The 3193-nt window shown below is 52.1% G+C and carries 6 protein-coding genes; 1 reads left to right on the forward strand and 5 read right to left on the reverse strand.

The window, feature by feature from the left end:
* Window positions 1–150: 150 nt before the first annotated feature.
* Window positions 151–423 carry a hypothetical protein gene (locus F2P44_RS33945; protein ID WP_167094448.1) on the reverse strand — a complete coding sequence of 91 codons (273 nt, stop codon included), beginning with the start codon at window positions 421–423 and terminating at the stop codon, window positions 151–153.
* A 161-nt stretch (window positions 424–584) separates the two neighbouring features.
* Window positions 585–713, reverse strand: a complete 129-nt coding sequence (locus F2P44_RS36285; protein ID WP_267877651.1) for a hypothetical protein — start codon at window positions 711–713, stop codon at window positions 585–587.
* Here F2P44_RS36285 and F2P44_RS33950 point away from each other — a divergent pair.
* Window positions 712–921: a hypothetical protein gene (locus F2P44_RS33950; protein ID WP_167094450.1), complete on the forward strand. Its 210-nt coding sequence runs from the start codon at window positions 712–714 to the stop codon at window positions 919–921. The genes F2P44_RS36285 and F2P44_RS33950 overlap by 2 nt on opposite strands.
* A gap of 80 nt (window positions 922–1001) precedes the next feature.
* Here the strand turns inward: F2P44_RS33950 and F2P44_RS33955 are convergent, their stop codons facing one another.
* The 3 genes from F2P44_RS33955 to F2P44_RS33965 all read right to left on the reverse strand — a co-directional run bounded on the left by F2P44_RS33955 (window position 1002) and on the right by F2P44_RS33965 (window position 2876).
* Window positions 1002–1604, reverse strand: a complete 603-nt coding sequence (locus tag F2P44_RS33955; protein ID WP_167094451.1) for a hypothetical protein — start codon at window positions 1602–1604, stop codon at window positions 1002–1004.
* A gap of 433 nt (window positions 1605–2037) precedes the next feature.
* Complete coding sequence (locus tag F2P44_RS33960) at window positions 2038–2544, reverse strand: hypothetical protein (protein WP_167094453.1); 507 nt, start codon at window positions 2542–2544, stop codon at window positions 2038–2040.
* Window positions 2541–2876 carry a hypothetical protein gene (locus tag F2P44_RS33965; RefSeq protein ID WP_167094455.1) on the reverse strand — a complete coding sequence of 112 codons (336 nt, stop codon included), beginning with the start codon at window positions 2874–2876 and terminating at the stop codon, window positions 2541–2543. The genes F2P44_RS33960 and F2P44_RS33965 overlap by 4 nt, the downstream gene beginning before the upstream one ends.
* Window positions 2877–3193: the final 317 nt, after the last annotated feature.

Raw genomic sequence — 3193 nt, forward strand, 5'->3', positions numbered from 1 at the left:
TGAGGCCGATTGCCTCACTAACCAACATAGGAAACAGCTACAATCTTGCAGCAGAAACCCGGCTGTGGCGGGACCACAGGCTGCATCGAAGTCCGACTACCGCGCGAGCGGTTTAGTCCATCGCCCCCGAAGCGGACGTTGCCACCAGCCCTATCGCTGTGTTTGAACCGCCACAACCACGAAATCGCTTCCGTCGACATCAATCGATTTTCGCCACGCGTTACTGGCGTTTGCGACCGGAGCAAACTCGCCGTAATGCGCCTTTTCTATAAGCTTACGATGAAGGGCGGGAGTCAGCGCAGGCAGCGCATTTGCGGGAAGATCGGAACACCACGTAGAGATGAAGCCCTTGAAATTACTGTGGCTGCCTTGAGCGACATGGGTTGCTCCTTTGTAGGAGAGCACATAGGTGTAAAGCGGCATAACACTCCGTGATATGAAGGACAAATGTCGGACTGCGTCTGGCCGATCACTGCCGATTGTACTCGACAGAGAACTGGCACCGTCCAGCTCGGCCGCTGCCTCCCCAAAGCGGACAGGCAGCAATATCGAGTCCTCAGCAGTATTGCGGGCTTTTCATCTATTTAGATGCTTGCTCTTACCATCACCGCCAGCGCCAGTGATACGAGAAATGCAGCGGAAGCCGCGAACAATGTCAACGCCCACCCTTCCTTGACCTTAGCGAGAGGCTGTTCCGGAAGATTGAGCAGCATGAGAACGATTCCCTTCGCATCCGAAGATGGCTGTCCCTTCGTTCCCATCCTAACGATCACCGCCGAGATTGCGGCGCAGCAGACACCGATCATTGCCACGGCCTCTAGCCAATCAGGCGGGAGAAAGCTTACCAAAGCGACACCAGCAACAATTGAAAAAGTGGTGAAAACAGAATTACGGCTCAGATTGGGGTTATCCGTTATATGAAGTCTGAAAAGTCAAAAATTCGACCGGTGGGAATGGCCGCTTCTGGCCCGGAGCCGACCTCCGTGAGCGTCGGCTCAGTGCTATCCACTTGAAGGAAAGTCCAGTTGAGGGAGATAGTTTGGCTCGTACCTAGTCCGAAAAAGTTCCGCTCCAATTAACCGACGAACGGGTACGTTTCTCCGGGCGAGCAGCATCCATCGAGCTTTCCGGCCGCAGCTTTGCTGCCCGCTTTCCGCAATGATCTCTACACCTTGCCAAAAAGAGGCTGATCCTCGTTGACGCATAAAATTGACCATGCGCCAGAACTCGCGGCGCACACGCCTGTGTAGGTACAAGAGCGCAATTTCTTCAAGGCGTCCCTGCTGTTCCGATGTGAGACGAAGCCTCTTCAGCCTATCCCAAACAATCTCCTTGTGATAACCGGACCGAAAGGTGACCTGATCAACTTCGAGAAAAATGAGTGCCAGTTCAATGCTATCTTTTTCGCCAGCCAAGAGCCCTGACCACGCCGCATCCCCACCAGGAAAGAACGATTCATCAAAGTACGCGTGGAAATGCGTACATGCCGCTTCCCACGCCGCCCGTCCAGCCGGTGATTTCGAGCGGAACTTGAGCGTTTCGCCAATTTGTGCCTGCGCAATGCGCAACCTCTCTGCGTTTGCACGAACTTGGTCAGCTTCCAATTTTTTTACCGTATCCGTTTTTGATGGGAGAGTGGTCAGCGACTGGCGGCTTCAAGCCATATCGTTATACACATCCTTTTCCGCGCAACGTCATTTCAGCCCGGGGCGGCGATTTCCATGAGGTTTTGCCTAAAAATTAAGCGAAATGCGGGTATTTTAAGATCAACCGCACTGATTCTCTGTCGTTTCATGTCGACGGCGCCCTAGCGATGTCAGGCGCAAGTCGTTGATTTTATTGTAAAAAAAGATGTGTATAACGACATGGCTTCAAGCCGATCTCTGCCGTTCGCGTCAGCATAACAGGTTGCCGAACTGAAAAAGTAGCAGACTGCACATGACTGGTACCGCCACTTTGCGGACATACGGAGGTGGGCAGGGTAACCCTGCAGATTCAAACAATAGCAGTTTTTTGTCGCTCGTCAGCTAAGGCGGCTCAAGTGACCTGTAATGCAAAGCCGGTGTAATCCCCGTCCCAAAAATCATCGCCAAACGTAAAGGTTTCGAGAACCAAGGAACGGCTCGCCTCAAAAAATAACATGGCTCCCATTCCATTTGCGACCCCTGGCATTGAAATTCCAGAAGTGAGGGAGATCGGGCTCTTACTCGATCCGAAAAAGGTTTCGGGGAGCGCTGCGAAGTTAGTGTAGCTCCCGACGCCAGTAAATTCCCGACTAAGTACATGAAGCTTCAAAATAAAAGGACGAATGCATGGCAAGTCGTCTGATATTCGTTCAAGGACGGCGACTTCAAATTCATTTGGCCGCAATTGACCTGGTTTCATGGCTGACCTGTTTTCCGCACGCGCACTGGAGGTAAGCAGGGCCGCTGCAGATCCCAGTGCGAGATGAATGATTTGACGACGCATGTTGTCCGATCTATTGGCAATTACAAATGAGTTTGGCGATATAAATGGCGGCTTTTGGCCGACTGCCGCAGTCAAGCTTTTTCTTCAAATGCTTCAGTAAGCCTCTGCAGGCACGCTCGTTCGTCGTCTGAAATAGCACTCCCTTGATTCACCAGGATGGCGTTGATGACATAGTATTCCGTTTCATTTTTTATGAAGCCACGCTTCACGATGCGCTTGTAACTCGTCGAGTAGCGGCGGATTATTTCTGCCACAGTGACCACACCAGCCGCTCTAAAACTGTCGTCGGCAACAGCTCTCGCCTCGGAGTTCCAGTTACTCGTTTCTTCGATGGTATCGTTTGCGGCTTGGCGCAACCCAACGAGCGCTTTTGACTTGCCGAATTGTTGGACGATTCCTTCGATCACGTTCGCTGGGTGAGTCGCAGACGAAGGATCGATGCGCCAGACAACGGTCGCAAAAATCCCACATAGCCCAGCAGCTCGTTGTACTCGTTTTCATGCACCGGTGTCATCGTTACCCTACATTCTTAACGTCCGCTGTTGGCCGACTTAGCCGATTGTCTATCCCAGCATATTACTTCGCTTCAGCGAACAGGAGCCTCTTGCAAAACTAGCGGAACGGATGAAAATTGCTTGGCAGCGCAAGCGAAAAGGTGGGGGTGGGCGCCCATTTCTGGCATGATTTAGTTTCTAACGCTTAATCAAAACGCCCACACCATGAA

This window comes from Massilia frigida (genome assembly GCF_011682175.1).
Lineage (GTDB): Bacteria > Pseudomonadota > Gammaproteobacteria > Burkholderiales > Burkholderiaceae_D > Telluria_A > Telluria_A frigida.

Excerpts from the sequence above, each read along its gene's own strand:
- F2P44_RS33945 (WP_167094448.1), bottom strand. The coding sequence starts at position 423 with ATGCCGCTTTACACCTATGTGCTCTCCTACAAAGGAGCAACCCATGTC.
- F2P44_RS33950 (WP_167094450.1), top strand. The coding sequence starts at position 712 with ATGAGAACGATTCCCTTCGCATCCGAAGATGGCTGTCCCTTCGTTCCC.
- F2P44_RS36285 (WP_267877651.1), bottom strand. The coding sequence starts at position 713 with ATGCTGCTCAATCTTCCGGAACAGCCTCTCGCTAAGGTCAAGGAAGGG.